Annotated in this window: 15 protein-coding genes; 6 read left to right on the top strand and 9 right to left on the bottom strand. The window is 38.2% G+C overall.

Annotated features, from left to right (window positions below):
* Positions 1 to 142: 142 nt before the first annotated feature.
* The 4 genes from gloB to yhbY form a co-directional block, all read right to left on the bottom strand.
* Complete coding sequence (gene gloB, locus F8M47_RS01665) at positions 143 to 850, bottom strand: hydroxyacylglutathione hydrolase (RefSeq protein ID WP_150538488.1); 708 nt, start codon at positions 848 to 850, stop codon at positions 143 to 145.
* Between the two features lie 55 nt (positions 851 to 905).
* The gene (gene nagK / locus F8M47_RS01660; RefSeq protein ID WP_150538487.1) at positions 906 to 1,823 is read right to left on the bottom strand and encodes an N-acetylglucosamine kinase; all 918 of its coding nucleotides are present in this window, start codon (positions 1,821 to 1,823) and stop codon (positions 906 to 908) included.
* 2 nt (positions 1,824 to 1,825) lie between these two features.
* Positions 1,826 to 2,530: a phosphatase PAP2 family protein gene (locus F8M47_RS01655; protein ID WP_208790020.1), complete on the bottom strand. Its 705-nt coding sequence runs from the start codon at positions 2,528 to 2,530 to the stop codon at positions 1,826 to 1,828.
* An 87-nt stretch (positions 2,531 to 2,617) separates the two neighbouring features.
* Entirely contained in the window at positions 2,618 to 2,935 is a 318-nt protein-coding gene (yhbY, locus tag F8M47_RS01650) for a ribosome assembly RNA-binding protein YhbY (protein ID WP_150538485.1), read from the bottom strand.
* A gap of 122 nt (positions 2,936 to 3,057) precedes the next feature.
* Here yhbY and F8M47_RS01645 point away from each other — a divergent pair, with 122 nt between their 5' ends.
* The gene (locus F8M47_RS01645; RefSeq protein ID WP_150538484.1) at positions 3,058 to 3,816 is read left to right on the top strand and encodes a glycosyltransferase family 2 protein; all 759 of its coding nucleotides are present in this window, start codon (positions 3,058 to 3,060) and stop codon (positions 3,814 to 3,816) included.
* Positions 3,817 to 3,872: 56 nt separating this feature from the next.
* Here the strand turns inward: F8M47_RS01645 and F8M47_RS01640 are convergent, their stop codons facing one another.
* Together F8M47_RS01640 and F8M47_RS01635 are read right to left on the bottom strand one after the other, a co-directional pair.
* Positions 3,873 to 4,703: a D-alanyl-D-alanine carboxypeptidase family protein gene (locus tag F8M47_RS01640; RefSeq protein WP_150538483.1), complete on the bottom strand. Its 831-nt coding sequence runs from the start codon at positions 4,701 to 4,703 to the stop codon at positions 3,873 to 3,875.
* Positions 4,704 to 4,783: 80 nt separating this feature from the next.
* On the bottom strand, positions 4,784 to 5,821 hold the full coding sequence (locus tag F8M47_RS01635) for a glycosyltransferase family 9 protein (protein ID WP_150538482.1): 1,038 nt from the start codon (positions 5,819 to 5,821) through the stop codon (positions 4,784 to 4,786).
* A 242-nt stretch (positions 5,822 to 6,063) separates the two neighbouring features.
* Between F8M47_RS01635 and argG the strand changes: the two genes are divergently transcribed.
* The 5 genes from argG to purF all read left to right on the top strand — a co-directional run bounded on the left by argG (position 6,064) and on the right by purF (position 11,030).
* Complete coding sequence (gene argG, locus F8M47_RS01630) at positions 6,064 to 7,395, top strand: argininosuccinate synthase (RefSeq protein WP_150538481.1); 1,332 nt, start codon at positions 6,064 to 6,066, stop codon at positions 7,393 to 7,395.
* A gap of 98 nt (positions 7,396 to 7,493) precedes the next feature.
* Positions 7,494 to 8,363: a VirK/YbjX family protein gene (locus F8M47_RS01625; RefSeq protein WP_150538480.1), complete on the top strand. Its 870-nt coding sequence runs from the start codon at positions 7,494 to 7,496 to the stop codon at positions 8,361 to 8,363.
* 20 nt (positions 8,364 to 8,383) lie between these two features.
* On the top strand, positions 8,384 to 8,845 hold the full coding sequence (gene rnhA, locus F8M47_RS01620; RefSeq protein WP_150538479.1) for a ribonuclease HI: 462 nt from the start codon (positions 8,384 to 8,386) through the stop codon (positions 8,843 to 8,845).
* A gap of 151 nt (positions 8,846 to 8,996) precedes the next feature.
* On the top strand, positions 8,997 to 9,500 hold the full coding sequence (locus F8M47_RS01615; RefSeq protein WP_150538478.1) for a CvpA family protein: 504 nt from the start codon (positions 8,997 to 8,999) through the stop codon (positions 9,498 to 9,500).
* Positions 9,501 to 9,512: 12 nt separating this feature from the next.
* Complete coding sequence (purF, locus tag F8M47_RS01610; protein WP_150538477.1) at positions 9,513 to 11,030, top strand: amidophosphoribosyltransferase; 1,518 nt, start codon at positions 9,513 to 9,515, stop codon at positions 11,028 to 11,030.
* A 169-nt stretch (positions 11,031 to 11,199) separates the two neighbouring features.
* Here the strand turns inward: purF and sucD are convergent, their stop codons facing one another.
* The 3 genes from sucD to F8M47_RS01595 form a co-directional block, all read right to left on the bottom strand.
* Complete coding sequence (gene sucD, locus F8M47_RS01605) at positions 11,200 to 12,072, bottom strand: succinate--CoA ligase subunit alpha (RefSeq protein ID WP_150538476.1); 873 nt, start codon at positions 12,070 to 12,072, stop codon at positions 11,200 to 11,202.
* A 1-nt stretch (position 12,073) separates the two neighbouring features.
* The gene (sucC, locus tag F8M47_RS01600; RefSeq protein WP_150538475.1) at positions 12,074 to 13,240 is read right to left on the bottom strand and encodes an ADP-forming succinate--CoA ligase subunit beta; all 1,167 of its coding nucleotides are present in this window, start codon (positions 13,238 to 13,240) and stop codon (positions 12,074 to 12,076) included.
* A 170-nt stretch (positions 13,241 to 13,410) separates the two neighbouring features.
* Complete coding sequence (locus F8M47_RS01595; protein ID WP_150538474.1) at positions 13,411 to 14,277, bottom strand: VirK/YbjX family protein; 867 nt, start codon at positions 14,275 to 14,277, stop codon at positions 13,411 to 13,413.
* Between the last annotated feature and the right edge of the window lie 114 nt (positions 14,278 to 14,391).

Genomic DNA, 14,391 nt, shown 5'->3' with positions numbered 1-14,391 from the left:
TAACTAATAGGTTACATAAATGAGGATAACTATATCATAGGATAGCGCGCTAAGATAGACGCCAGAAGAATTGACAGTAGAAAAATTAAAAAGTTTGCAGGAAGCCATAGCTTCCTACATCAAGGTAATAGACTCTAGTTGATTAGAAGTTATCTTTTTGTTGGCGTAATGCGATAAATTGAGCTAAATCGACCGCTTGTAAGAATGGGTTGATTTGTAATTCTCGGGCTAAAGTTGTCGGTAAAGTTGGTTGATTGCGTGAGCGTAAAATTTCTGCTCGCTCTTGAATTTCAAATAACGCACAACTTGGTGGCAGAACAACCTCGGCAAATTTTAAGTTGCTCAATGTATATTCATGAGCTGGAAAAATTTCGACAAATTCGGGAAGCGCTTTAAAGCGTTGTAAGGTATCAAATTGCGCTTGATAATTGCCCGTAAACACACGTCCACAACCTGCAGAAAATAATGCATCGCCACAAAATAAATATTCATTTCCAAATAAAAAACTCACGTGTTGAGCAGTATGCCCAGCGCTTTCTATTACTCGAACATCATAATCAAATAAAGCCAAATGCTGTTCAGGTTGTACAATTTGCGTGGCAAATTGAGCAGCTTCTTGCGGAGCATACACTGTCATATTAGGATAATGCTCAAGTAGCTCAGGTATCCCATCTGTGTGATCACGATGATTATGTGTGAGTAAAATAGTGGTCAAGTTTAGCTGATTTTTTGCAATAAAATCTAATACAGGTATTGCATCGGAAGGATCTACAATAATTAGATCATCCGCTTTTTGAATTGCCCAAATATAGTTGTCGGCAAGTGCAGGAATGGGGGTAATAGTTAGCATAAAATTTCCTAGATAAAAAAATACATGAGTCACCCCATGTATTTTATGTAATGAATTAGTTTAAGAAGAGGGCCGCAGCGCCACGTGTTCCGCCTGCATCACCATGAATCGCTTTTTTGAATACGGGTACTTTAGCACTACGCATTAAGTGTGGCGGAAGGGCTTTTGGTAGCGCTTCATAGATATGTTCAAAATTAGATAAACCGCCACCAAATACGATCATATCAGGATCTAAAATAGTAATTAAATTACCAATACTAATTGCCATTAACTCGATATATTTATCGACAAATTCCACTACTTTTGGCTCATTTTTGTAGAATCGTTCAATAATTTCTTTAGCAGAAATCGCTTCGCCGACAAGATCTCGGAATAACATTTCGAAACCTCTGCCAGAAATATAAGTATCTAAGCAAGCGTGGTTACCACAGCCACAATTATAAATTGGTGCATTGTCCCAACCGAGTAATTTCAAAGCGTGGTAATTTAATTGCATATGACCTACTTCACCCGCCATACCTATTCTGCCAGAGTGAATTTTTCCGTCGAATACAAATCCACCACCGAATCCTGTGCCAATGATTAAACCAAGTACAGTTGAGAATTGTTGGTTATTTGGATCCCAAGCTTCTGAAAGCGCAAAACAGTTAGCATCATTTTCTGCTCGTACTTCGCGCCCTAAACGTTCGCTTAAATCTTTTAAAATGGCTTTACCGTCTGCAACACGGATATTGGTAATTTCTGCAATACCTGTTTCACGGTTCACAAAACCTGGTAAACCCAAGCCGACAGAGCCTTTTTCACCAAATTTTTGGTCAGCATTACGTACCAAAGTTTCCACGGTATAAAGCCAATCTTCATAATTGGTTTGTGGGGTTGGTACGCGTTCGCTATAAAGTTTTTCAAGTTGTTCGTTAAATACGGCAAGTTCAATTTTTGTTCCGCCGATATCTAAACCATAATAAATCGCCATAATTAGCCTCGCTTTTGAAAGATTTTAAAGGTTTCTAAGAAAGGGATAACCCAAACAAACACAACAACGTGGAAAGCCCATGAAATCAGAGTGCTGACAAACAGATCGATAGGATAATGCATACCCAAACGTAAGCGACTGATCAACATCAAACCTGCCCAAAAAATTACAAAAATTTGCGCAAAAACGACCGCTTTTCCTGTTAAACCAAATAATAGACCTGCAAAAACTAATAGCCAGGAAACGGCAAAAATTGTATGACCCGAAGGGAATGAGTAGCCCAATTCGCCTGCTTGATGTTCAGCAACGAAATCAGCATCATTCGGATATGTTTTTTCCGCAAGTGAAATAATCGTTTGAGCTTGTTCCGCTTTTGGTAGTGCGTAGAATTGCGCGGCTTGTGCGGGGAACATTTCCGTCACAAATGGGCGAGGCTCTTTAAAAATGGCTTTTGTGCCTTCTTTAATAATTTGTGTTCCCACCACAGAGCTCGCACAAATGAAGCCAACTAAAAACCACGCATGGCGTTTGCGGGTTAGCCACATTAACCACAACATAAAGAGTACGCAAGTGACTAAAGCGTAAGGGGTTGAACCTGTTTCAGTTAAGAAAAATAACCAAAAATCAAGATCATAAAGACGGTAATCTATTCCTCCAAATGTCCATTTCCAACCTGTTGCCCATGTAAATAACGGAACAAGTAACATCAAAAAAGTGAAAATTGAGAGTTTTTTAATCACGGAAAATTCCTTATAAAAAAGACCGCTTACAAGCGGTCAAATTTGATGAATAAATCACGAAATTGCTTTCGTTGCTTTTGGTAAGCTGATTTTTTTATCTTCGCTTTGGCGATACAGCACAAGTATGTGACCAATTGTTTGCACATTAGTTGCTTTGGTTTCACGTACGATTGCGTCGATAATTAATTGTTTCGTTTCACGTTCAGCACCTGAAATTTTTACTTTAATTAATTCGTGGTGATCTAATGCGTTTTCGATTTCTGCTAACACACCTTCAGTTAAACCGTTGCCACCAAGCATTACGACTGGGCTGAGGTGATGTGCTAAACCTTTTAAAAATTGTTTTTGTTTCGTTGTTAATGTAATAGACATTGCTTTATAAACCTGTGGTTTGTTTGTGAATAAAATTTGGTGTAGAAAATAGCACAAAAGGGGCGAATTTTAAAGTAAAATGCACCGAACGACAAACAAAATAAACCAGAAAAGGAATAGATATGCCAACGTTAAGTGTTGCAATGATTGTAAAAAATGAAGCTCAAGATTTAGCGAAATGCCTTGAAACCGTACAAGGTTGGGTAGACGAAATTGTCATTTTAGATAGTGGCAGTAGCGATGAAACGGTAAATATCGCTGAAAGTTTTGGCGCTAAAGTTTATGCTAATACTGATTGGCAGGGGTTTGGTAAACAGCGCCAACTTGCGCAACAATATGTCACGAGTGATTATGTATTGTGGCTAGATGCCGATGAGCGTGTCACAGCAGAACTCAAACAGAGCATTTTACAAGCGGTCGAAAAACAGGAAAAAAATACAGTTTATCAAATTAGTCGCTTAAGCGAAGTATTTGGCAAACAAATTCGCCATTCGGGCTGGTATCCTGATTATGTGGTGCGTTTGTATCCTACCGATTTTGCTCAATATGGAGATGAATTAGTCCATGAAAAAGTGCATTATCCGAAAACTGCGACGGTAAAAAAATTACAGGGCGATTTATTACATTTTACTTATAAAGATATTCATCATTATTTAGTGAAATCCGCTAGCTATGCGAAGGCATGGGCGATTCAGCGGGCGAATGCAGGTAAAAAAGCAAGTTTATTTGATGGTGTAACTCATGCGTTAAGCTGTTTTGTGAAAATGTATCTGTTAAAAGCGGGCTTTTTAGACGGCAAACAAGGCTTTTTATTAGCGGTGCTTTCCGCCCATTCCACTTTTGTAAAATATGCTGATCTTTGGAACAGAACCCGCAACTAATTACAAAAAAGCTTCAAAAAAAGACCGCTTGTCTGCGCCCAAGCAGTCTTTTTTAATTAAATATCTTCTTCGTTATCATAGCCGTCATAATGGAGATCATCACGGGCTAATGTAGTGCAGCCGTACTGTTCCAATTTGTTTTTAGTAAAGTTAGAACGTAAAGCAGAGCTGTTATTATTTAAGCTAATCACCCCAATAGTTGCGTTGTTACATTGGTGTTTATTGATAAATACCAAGTTGTAGCCAGATTCGCGAATATAACCTGTTTTATTGATTGCAGCATCGAAAATTTCTTCACGCACTAAGGCGCTGGTATTTTGCATAAAAACATTGCGTTTTCCTACACGTATATAAGTGGCTTTAGTATTGGAAAGCTCTTGAATTTTAGCGTGTTTTAGTGAGTATTTTGCCAATTTTACTAAATCCATTGCACTTGAAATATTGGTGCTAGATAAACCAGAACTATCGCTAAAACGCGTTGAACGCATACCTAATTGTTGCGCCTTTTGGTTCATTTTTTGGATGAATTGTGTTCGGCTCATACCCGCAGAACGCGCAAGGGCATGTGCAGCATAATTATCTGAATGAACTAACATTGCTTTTAATAATTCGCTACAAGCAATCGGTGTATATTTGGGCAATTTAGTACCAGTGCCTTTGATATAGTCAAAATCTTCGTCAGAAATTGAGGCGCTACAGTTTTTATTTTTATTGTTTTCAAGAAATACATTAGCGGTCATCAGCTTAGTGACAGAAGCAATTGGTTGAACATTATTGGCCGAACGACTTTCTAAAATTTTATCGTGGGTAAAATCATAAACCACATAGGATTGTGCGTTAGCGAGTGTTGGAAATAGGAAAAAAACGGGAAGAAATTTTTTAAACATATTTTAAGTTACAGCGAGTTAAAAACTAAGCCTGCTATTTTAACAGGCTTTTTTTATACTCGCTATGAATAAAACAATTCTTATGAATGCCAAATGTTCTTTACAAAAGGCAGAATAGTTTTTAATGATTCAGGAATAGAAATTAAACCTAAATTCATTTGTTGTGCTTTTTGTTTTGCCTTTGGTGGCATAAAGGCCAAATGTCTGCCTTCCTCATTAATTGGGCGCCAACGACGGGGTTGCGCAGATAAACGGCTTGGATAAAAACCAATCGTAGGCACATTTAATGCTCCTGCAATATGTAACGGGCCTGTAGAACCTGCAATAAACAGATCCGCACACGCGATCGAACAAGCAAAATCTTGCAAACCATCATTTTTATCATAAACCACCGCCTTGGTGGCTGTGATTTGTTGTGCTAATTGTTGAGCTTTTTCACTTTCACCTTTACCAGCAGTTAGCACGATTTCACAAGTGGTTTCATTAGCAATGCGATTAAGCATTTGTGCATATTGTTCTACAGATAAACTGGTTGCTGAACCACCAGTTGATGCATGCACAAAAAGCCATTTACAAGCGGTCGAGATTTGCAAATTTTTTGCTAATTTTATTTTTTGTTGCGCAATCTGCTGTTCACTAAATTGCAAGTAAGGCGGTTTAGGTTCAACGATAGGTAGTTGATGTTGTTGCAAAAATGCACGTGCTAAGTCGAGATTATATTCGCTTTCGGCTTTTGCTGATTGCGAACGGCGTTGAGTTAACCGTTGGTTATATAAAAATTGAAACACTTTGGTAGCGGGGGCAAGACGATGTTTAATACCGCTTTTCCAAGTTAATTTTGCATTATACCAAGTGGAAACAAAGCAAATAACTGCATCAAATTGGGCATTTTTAACCGCTTGTAATACCTGTTGAACTGCTTTTTTATCTGTTTTATCGCTGGCATCTAAAATCACTTTATCAATGGAAGGGCAAAGCTCTGCAAGTGGCGCAGTGTAACTTGGCACTAAAGCGGTAATTTCTACATTTGGTATTGATTGCTTTAACATGGCAAATGCAGGAAGGCAGACCATAAAATCGCCAATTTTATCGTTGCGAATTACGAGAATTTTTTTCATTGTTTTAACCTTTAAAAGAATTTTTGGCTAATTTTAGCATTTTTAGGCACAATTTTTTGCAAAAAACTGAGTAAATTTGACCACTTGTTAGTAGTTTATGAAAATATGCAATATGCATTTGTATATTTCCCTCTAAATTTTAGATGTAATTTTTACTGAATTGAACTAAAATAGACAGAATGTCGCGAACGCAACCGTTTGCGTTAATTCTCTTTTACGTTTTAAAATTTATAGGAATTCGTATGTCAGCAACAATTTTAGAATCTCTCCCATTAGGTCAAAAAGTAGGTATCGCATTTTCAGGTGGTTTAGATACTTCAGCCGCATTACTTTGGATGCGTAAAAAAGGTGCTGTGCCTTATGCATATACTGCAAACTTAGGTCAGCCAGATGAAGACGATTACAATGCAATTCCAAAAAAAGCGATGGAATATGGGGCAGAAAATGCACGTTTGATTGACTGCCGTTCGCAGCTTGCCCACGAAGGGATTGCGGCGATTCAGTGCGGAGCGTTCCACATTTCAACAGGCGGAATTCCTTATTTCAACACCACGCCACTCGGTCGTGCGGTAACAGGCACAATGCTTGTTGCAGCAATGAAAGAAGATGATGTAAACATTTGGGGCGATGGCTCAACCTTTAAAGGTAACGATATTGAACGTTTCTACCGTTACGGCTTATTAACCAATCCAAAATTAAAAATTTATAAACCGTGGTTAGACCAATTATTCATTGATGAGTTGGGCGGACGTTTTGAAATGTCTCAATTCTTAATTGAGAACGGCTTCGACTACAAAATGTCGGTGGAAAAAGCCTATTCAACCGACTCAAATATGCTCGGTGCAACCCACGAAGCGAAAGATTTAGAAGAATTAAGCACTGGCATGAAGATCGTAAAACCAATTATGGGTGTCGCATTCTGGGACGAAAATGTGGAAATCAAGCCTGAAACAGTGTCTGTGACTTTTGAAGAAGGTGTACCTGTTGCATTAAATGGCAAACGTATTGACGATGCGGTTGAGTTAATTCTTGAAGCGAACCGCATTGGTGGTCGCCACGGTTTAGGTATGTCAGACCAAATCGAAAACCGTATTATCGAAGCAAAATCACGTGGGATTTATGAAGCTCCTGGAATGGCGTTACTTCACATTGCTTACGAGCGTTTGGTTACGGGTATTCACAACGAAGATACGATTGAGCAATATCGCATTAACGGCTTGCGTTTAGGACGTTTATTATATCAAGGTCGTTGGTTCGACCCACAAGCATTGATGCTGCGTGAAACGGCACAGCGTTGGGTAGCGAAAGCGATTACTGGTACGGTAACACTAGAATTACGCCGTGGTAATGACTTTACGATTTTAAATACAGAATCGCCAAACTTAACTTATGAAGCAGAGCGTTTGAGTATGGAAAAAGTAGAAGATGCACCATTTGATCCAAAAGATCGTATCGGTCAATTAACAATGCGCAATTTAGATATCGCTGATACGCGTGGTAAATTAGGAATTTATTCAAGTACAGGTCTAATTTCTGCTCAGCATGGTGTTGTACCACAATTAGGCAAAAAATAAATAAACTATAGTAAATAATATAGAAAGTCGTATCTAATAGAAGTTGGATACGACTTTTATCGTATATATCTAATAATAATATTAAAAAGGAGAAAATCATGGATGAATTATATTCATTTCCAACATTTGAGGCTATGTGCCCGAATGAAGAAAGAAAACTCAAAAAGGTGAGAGAATATTTGCGGTATCAATATCGTACAATATTTTGTTATCAACAATGCAAATACTTTATTAACTTTTTTCGGCTTTCTAACCAATGGAAACATTTATTTTTACATAAACCATATCGGGCAAATACGCTTTTAGAAAAATATTGTGATGCACGGTTTGGACGACAAGAAAGATTAAATGCGATACTTAACAATTTTAAGTTAATAGAGCGTTATTTTCCTGTGGCGCTTTGTTCTATTCTTAGTAAAGAAAAAGAAATTGAATTACTTTGTTTGAATGATGAATTAAGGTTATGTTTGTCAGTTAATCAAATTGATCCATTAGAAGGTTTTTGGGCAATAAGTTTAAAAGAGCAGCAACAGAATATGATTTGCCAAGCGACTTTTTCGTTTATTGAACCTGATGGATTATTGATCTCTTCTGTTCAAGGAAGTAATCATGTTCAAGCATTACAAATGATGCGCCAAACCACAAAAAAATTACATGGTATGCGTCCTATGTTTATGTTGTTAGCCGTTTTTAAGCTGTTAAGTCAGCATTTAAATATTAAACTATTTGGTATTCCTCATAAATATCAAGTTAAATATCGTTGGAATGATCGTTCAAAATTATTATTTAATTATGATGATTTTTGGACTGAAAATCTTGCTATACGTCAAAAACAATATTGGGCAATTCCAAATCAGATAAACCTCAAACCCTTGACTGAAATTGCGAGTAATAAGCGTTCAATGTATCGTAAACGTTATAAGATGTTTGATGAGTTAGAGGCTAATTTACGGCAAATATTTGCTTAAAAATATTATTGAGAAAACAAATGAAATTAGTTGAAATATTTACAGATGGCTCTTGTTTAGGTAATCCTGGGAAGGGCGGTATTGGTATACTTTTGCGCTATAATGGATACGAAAAACAAGTTAGTCAAGGTTATTTTCAAACCACTAATAATCGAATGGAGCTCCGTGCGGTGATTGAAGCATTAGCAATGTTAAAACAACCTTGTCAAGTGCAGTTAAATTCAGATAGCCAATATATGAAGGATGGTATTACTAAATGGATTTTTAACTGGAAGCGTAATAGCTGGAAAACAGCAAATGGTAAACCAGTTAAAAATAAAGATTTATGGGTAACGCTAGATCAAGAGATTCAGCGTCATAAAATTGAATGGGTTTGGGTAAAAGGGCATTCAGGGCATCGTGAAAATGAAATTTGTGATGAATTGGCTAAAGCAGGTGCAGATAATCCAACTTTGGAAGATGTAGGGTATAATGCCCATTAATCAAAATAAGAGGCAAGCGGTTGAGTTTTGCAAGCGTTTTGTGATTTTGAACCGCTTGTCAAATTTTTTATGTACTTTTTTACTAAGTTTGCTACTACGCAAACGTTTTCTTTTTTTGTAGAATAGAGGTTATTAACCTTTAGAGGTTTTTATGGTTGACATTATTATTATCGGATTAATTGCATTTTCTATCTTAGTAAGCCTTTGGCGAGGCTTTGTGAGTGAAGTACTTTCACTTGCTAGTTGGGTTGTAGCATTTTTAGTGGCAAGCAATTTTTACCCTTATTTAAGTAGCTACTTCACTCAAGTAAATTCGGTATATCTTCAAAACTCAGAATATTTACGTAATGGCGTTGCAGCTGCAGTGTTATTTGTGCTTAGCTTGATTGTATGTGGGGTTATTGCAACATTATTAGCTAAATTAGTGGATACCACAGGTTTATCGGCAACCGATCGCGTATTAGGCGGAGCCTTCGGTGCATTACGCGGTATTTTGATTGTTGCAGCAATCTTATTCTTCTTAGATACCTTCTCATCAGCAAGTCATAGCGAATTGTGGAAAGAGTCCCAGCTAATTCCGCATTTTGACTTTATTGTGAAATGGTTCTTTGAGCAACTCCAAGTTAATTCTAGCTTTTTAAATTCGACTAAATAGAGAGGTTTTTATATGTGCGGCATTGTCGGCATTATTGGGGGATCGCCAGTTAATCAGGCGATTTATGATGGTTTAACATTACTTCAACATCGCGGGCAAGATGCCGCAGGTATCGTCACAATTGATGATGAAAATCGCTTCCGCTTACGCAAAGCTAACGGCTTGGTAAGCGATGTATTTCGTCAAGAACATATGTTGAGGCTACAAGGCAATGCGGGGATAGGGCATGTTCGTTACCCAACTGCTGGTTCCTCTAGCGTATCAGAAGCTCAACCTTTCTATGTAAACTCACCTTTTGGTTTAACTTTAGTACATAACGGCAATTTAACTAACAATGTTGAATTAAAAGAGCGTTTATTCAAAGAAGCACGCCGTCATGTGAACACCAATTCAGATTCAGAATCGCTACTTAACATTTTTGCGCATTACCTAGATCAATATTCCACCGCTCATTTAACCTCTGAAAATATTTTTGAAACAGTACGTAAAACTAACGAAGCAATTCGTGGTGCTTACGCTTGTATTGCAATGATTATCGGACATGGTATGGTGGCGTTTCGTGATCCATTCGGTATTCGTCCATTAGTATTAGGTAAACGTGTAGTGGAAGGCAAAACCGAATATATGTTTGCTTCTGAAAGCGTAGCTTTAGATATTGTTGGGTTTGAATTTGTACGTGATGTAAATCCAGGCGAAGCGGTTTATATTACCTTTGAGGGGGAATTACATTCAGCAATTTGTGCCGATAGTCCAAAATTAAACCCATGTATTTTTGAATATGTTTATTTTGCTCGGCCAGACTCAGTAATCGACGGTGTATCAGTTTATAGCGCACGGGTACATATGGGGGAATTATTAGGCGAGAAAATCAAACGTGAATGGGGTAGAATGATCGATGAAATTGACGTAGTGATCCCAATTCCAGAAACTTCAAATGATATTGCGGTACGTATTGCAAATGTGCTGTACAAACCTTACCGACAAGGCTTTGTGAAAAACCGCTATGTGGCTCGAACCTTTATTATGCCAGGGCAAGCACAACGTAAAAGCTCAGTGCGCCGTAAATTAAATGCGATTTCAAGCGAATTTAAAGGTAAAAATGTGTTATTGGTTGATGACTCAATCGTACGTGGCACAACTTCTGAACAGATCGTAGAAATGGCAAGAACAGCAGGGGCGAAGAAAGTGTATTTTGCGTCGGCAGCCCCAGAAATTCGTTATCCGAATGTGTATGGTATTGATATGCCAACTTGTGAAGAGTTAGTAGCTTATGACCGTTCAGTGGAACAAGTGGCAGAAATGATTGGTGTGGATAAATTGATTTTCCAAGATTTAGAAGCGCTTTATAAAGCGGTACAGGCAGAAAATCCAAACATCCATAATTTTGATGCTTCGGTCTTTACTGGTGAATATATTACAGGTGATGTGGACAAAGCATACCTTGATGCAATCGCCAATGCTCGTAATGATAAAGCAAAAACGAAAGCAGCAAAACAAGCAACAAATTTAGAAATTCATAACGAAAGCTAAATAAAAGTATAAAAAAGCCCTTGAATGTGATGATTCAGGGGCTTTTCTCTTTCTGATAAATTGGATTATTCAGAATTCAGTACAAATACAAGCGGTCAAATTTAGCTCATCTTTTACAAATACGCTTATGACTATTTTGCAAAAAACACTCAATTTTGACCGCTTATTGCTATTTATTTAGCAATTGCTTAAGAGCCGAACCAATCTCGGCAAGGCTACGCACTGTGGTTACGCCTGCTTGTTCTAATGCTTGGAATTTCTCATCTGCAGTGCCTTTGCCACCACTAATGATCGCACCTGCGTGTCCCATTCGTTTGCCTTTTGGGGCGGTTACCCCTGCGATATAACTTACAACAGGTTTGCTAACCTGTGCTTTAATAAATTCTGCTGCTTCTTCTTCGGCACTACCGCCAATTTCACCGATCATGACAATCGCTTCTGTTTCGGGGTCTGCTTCAAATAATGCTAAAATATCAATAAAACTTGAACCAGGGATCGGGTCACCACCAATTCCCACACAAGTGGATTGCCCAAAGCCTTGATCTGTGGTTTGTTTTACTGCCTCATAGGTTAGTGTGCCAGAGCGAGAAACAATGCCAATTTTGCCTTTTTGATGAATATGAGCAGGCATAATACCGATTTTACATTCATCAGGTGTGATAATACCTGGGCAGTTTGGGCCAATCATGCGTACGCCAGTTTCTTTTAGCTTTTGTTTAACGATCAACATATCAAGTGTTGGAATGCCTTCCGTGATACATACAATAAGTTGAATACCTGCATCAATGGCTTCTAAAATTGCATCTTTACAACCAGCTGCTGGCACATAGATAACGGTCGCTGTTGCACCTGTATTTTCGACCGCTTCTCGTACAGTATTAAAAACAGGCAAGCCTAAATGAGTAGTACCGCCTTTGTTTGGTGATACCCCCCCAACTAATTGTGTACCGTAGGCAAGTGCTTGTTCACTATGAAATGTACCTTGTCCGCCAGTAAAACCTTGGCAGATAACTTTTGTATTTTTATTAATTAAAATTGCCATATTATTTTCCTTCCGCTGCTGCTACTGCAAGTTGTGCCGCTTGTGTAAGCGTGGTTGCGGCAATTAAACTTAATCCACTGTTGGCGAGAATCTGGCGTCCTAATTCTGCATTTGTCCCTTCTAAACGAACAACAACAGGTAGATTTACGCCAACTTCATTAACTGCAGCAATAATTCCTTCAGCAATTAAATCGCAACGAACAATACCACCAAAAATATTCACTAACACCGTTTTTACATGACGATCAGATAGAATTAATTTAAATGCTTCTGCTACTCGTTCTCTGGTTGCACCACCACCGACATCTAAGAAATTAGCTGGACGACCGCCATGTAATTTCACAATGTCCATCGTACCCATAGCTAAACCTGCACCATTAACCATACAGCCAATATTGCCGTCTAAAGCAACGTAATTTAGTTCCCATTTCGCAGCTTCTGCTTCACGTGCATCTTCTTGGCTTGGATCTTGGAGGGCTTTGAGTTCAGGATGACGATAAAGCGCATTGCTATCAATTACCATCTTGGCATCTAAGCAAAGTAGCTGACCTTGTTGGGTTAAAACGAGCGGATTTACTTCAAGTAGCGAGAGATCTTTTTCAACAAATAATTTGGCAAGCTGGATGAAAATATGAGCGAATTGTTTAATTTGATCACCTGTTAAGCCAAGTTTAAAGGCGAGCTCTCTGCCTTGAAACGCTTGCGCACCAGTGAGGGGATCGATACTAACTTTGTGAATTAGTTCAGGTGTTTGAGCGGCAACCTCTTCAATATTCATGCCGCCAGCACTAGATGCCATAAACACCACTTTTTGTGAAGCTCGGTCGATCACCGCACTAAGATAGAGTTCACGTTCGATTTGGCAGGTTTCTTCTAGATAAATGGTATGAACAGGTTGCCCATTAGCATCAGTTTGAAAGGTCACTAAACGCTGACCAAACCATTTATTGCAGAAGTCGCGCAGTTCAGTTTCATTACGGACTAATTTAACCCCGCCAGCTTTACCACGACCACCTGCATGGACTTGGCATTTTGCAGCCCAACTGTCACCGCTTAATTGTTGGATTGCGGCAAGTGTTTCATCAATATTTGTGCAAGCAATACCACGGCTGACAGGCAATTGATATTGTGCAAAGATTTGTTTTGCTTGATATTCATGTAGGTTCATATTGGTTCCCGTATGGAATTATTTTTGTTAGAAATACCCTCAGGAATTTAATTGATCTAAGCTAAAAAAGCAAACTGAAGATGGAGAGGAAATGCAAAAAAACGCGAAATTTTGACCGCTTATTTTCAGTAGATAAGCGGTCAGATTTTTAGCCTAAAATGCAACAGAATTTAGCTATTTATATTTAGCGCTGTATGGATATGATTTTCGATTTGTTCGAGTAAAGCAAAGCGCTTGCGATACATAGAACGTTTTTTACTCGGTACACGTTCAAGCGATTTATCGATCTGCACGGACATCTGCCAGTAATCTGCTAATGATCCGCCACTTTCACGAAAAATAGTATCATAATCAACCACATAACGTTTGCTTTGGATAAAACGAGATTTATTTTGATACTTATGTGGAATGCCGAGCAATTGTTGATAACCAAGTGCTGCCGCCAGACATTTCATGCTTTCCACCATAAGATAAGCAGGGCGCAAACCGTAACATTGTTTAGTTAATTGTTTGACTAACTCTTTTGCATTTGCCTGATTAGAGCCCTGGATTACTCCCACCAACAAGTCATTTTTAACTTTTCCAAAGGTTAGTAAATACACCAATTGGTGTGTGCTTTTTTGATATAATTCGAGCGCCCAAAAACCTTCCATAGGCTGATGTTCATTAATGTTTAAGCGAAGCTCGAAATCAGGAATAATTTCACCAAAACTAATTGATTTTTCCCATAACGGTGCAAGTTTAAACATTGCCAATTGTTCGGGTAAGAAAGTTAAATTTTTACATACAGCTTGCAAACGCTGTGTTGCATTAAAGCGTTTATCTAAAAAGCGATGAATAAGTGGGTAACTGTAATTTGGACGCTGAGTAAGCAATGGAATCAGCATTGGGTGCTGGTTCACAAATTGGCTAAATAATTTAATTTGCTTTTGGTGTAAACATGTTCGTAGCCAAAAACGTAAGCGTTTAAGACGATAGGATTTTTGTGGGGTATCGGGATAGATTTGTTGTGCGTGAGGGTAATGATAATCTGACATATTTTTTGAGGTTTCTTTAAAAATGTGGAAATTATACATTAATTGGTTAAATTTACAAATAAATACACTTTTGAAGATTAAACCGCTTACAGCAATTGCTACAAGCGGTTTAAT

It is taken from the genome of Actinobacillus vicugnae (genome assembly GCF_901687125.1).
Lineage (GTDB): Bacteria > Pseudomonadota > Gammaproteobacteria > Enterobacterales > Pasteurellaceae > Actinobacillus > Actinobacillus vicugnae.
The sequence above is the reverse complement of the archived record's forward strand: the minus strand, read 5'-3'. Positions and strand labels throughout refer to the sequence as shown.